Below are 1,617 nucleotides of genomic sequence, written 5' to 3' on the forward strand. Positions count from 1 at the left end.
GCTGATCGACGTCGGGCTCTCCACGAGCCGCTGGGCCGAGCGGCTGACGCTGATCGACGCCGACGAACTCGACCAGGGCCAGTACGACGGCCGCAGCGATACCTTTGCCGTCAATTCCGCCGGCATGCTGGTCCGCCGCGACATCTGGGAGGAGCTCCGGGGCTTCGATCCGGCCCTGCCCGGAAGCGGCGACGACGTCGACTTCTGCTGGCGCAACCGCCTCGCTGGGCACCGCGTGGTGGTGGTCCCCAGCGCCCGGATGTTCCATGTCTCGCACCGTCCCCACGCCCTTGGCAACGCGACGGCCGCACGCAAGGCACAGGTGCACCTGCGGCTCAAGCACGCGGCCGGCTGGAAAGTCCCGCTGCACGCGGCCGGCGCCCTCCTGGGCAGCCTCTTCAAACTCGTCCTGAGCATTGCGGTCAAGGACCCGGGGCACGGGTTCTCCCAACTGCTGGCGACCTTTGCCGCACTGGGCCGCCCGGCGGCGGTGGTCCGCGGACGCCGCAATGCCGCGCGGACCCGCCGGATCCGGCGCTCCGTCATGAAGGGACTGCAGACGCCGCGCCGTGAGGTCTGGGCGCACCGGCGCTCCCTGATTGAGGCGCTCGGCGCCGACGACTTCGGCAGCGAATTGACAGGTGCCGGTCCGCTGGAAGAGCAGCCCACCGGGAACACCGACGACTTCGCCGCCATCGCCACCCCGGACCGCGGGTGGGTGGGCAGCGGTGCGGTGCTGGCCATACTCCTGACCCTGGCGGTCTCCCTGACTGGGTTGCTTAGCCTGTTCCGGGCCCCGGCCGTCTCCGGCGGCGCGCTGATCCCCGTCTCACTGCGCCTCGCCGAAATCTGGAACCATGCCTCCACCTGGTGGATCAGTCTGGGCGCGGGCCTTCCGGGCCACGGCGACCCCTTTGGCTACCTGCTGTGGGTGCTCGGTGTGCTCGGTGCCGGCGATGCCAACGGCGGCGTGGGCTGGTTGTTGATCCTCGCCATGCCGCTGTCTGCGCTGGGCGCGTGGTTCGCTGCCGGCGCCCTGACTGCCCGCCGGAGGCTGCGCCTTGCGGCCGCCCTGCTGTGGGCCGCGGCGCCGGCACTCCAGGTGTCCCTGAACCAGGGCCGGCTCGGCGCCTTGGTCGCGCACGTCATGATCCCGGTGGTCGTCCTGGCGCTGCTCCGCGCGACCGGCACGGCCGCGGGCCGCGGCATCCATGCCGTCCCGGCCCCGGGACAGGGACGGCTCATCCCCACGCCGGCCGCCCGTCCCGGCGTCAACGGGACGCCGTCGTGGACGGCTGCGGCCGCCGCGGGCCTCGCCCTGGCCGTAGTCACCGCCGCGGCGCCCTCGCTGCTGCTGCCGTCGATGGCCGTCGTGGCCCTCTGCGGCGTGCTGTTGGGCCGGCGCGGCCGCACGGTGTGGTGGGCGCTCCTGCCCAGCCTGGCACTGTTCCTGCCCTTCGCCTTCTCGGTCCTGGACCGGCCGCGGGCGCTCCTGGCCGACCCGGGCCTGCCGCTCGGTTTCGACGCCGCCCCACTGTGGCAACAGGCCCTGGGGCAGCCACTGAACTTCGACGCCGGCGCCGGACTCACCGGGCTCAGCGCCTTCGGCGGGTCCGC

Annotated in this window: 1 protein-coding gene; it reads left to right on the forward strand. The window is 73.3% G+C overall.

Annotated features, from left to right (window positions below; translation table 11 throughout):
• Positions 1-1,617 (forward strand): glycosyltransferase family 2 protein (locus Y706_RS25845; RefSeq protein WP_043436296.1); only part of this gene is annotated, 1,617 nt, incomplete at both ends.

Source organism: Arthrobacter sp. I3, assembly GCF_000520575.1.
In the GTDB taxonomy this organism is placed as follows: domain Bacteria; phylum Actinomycetota; class Actinomycetes; order Actinomycetales; family Micrococcaceae; genus Arthrobacter; species Arthrobacter humicola_A.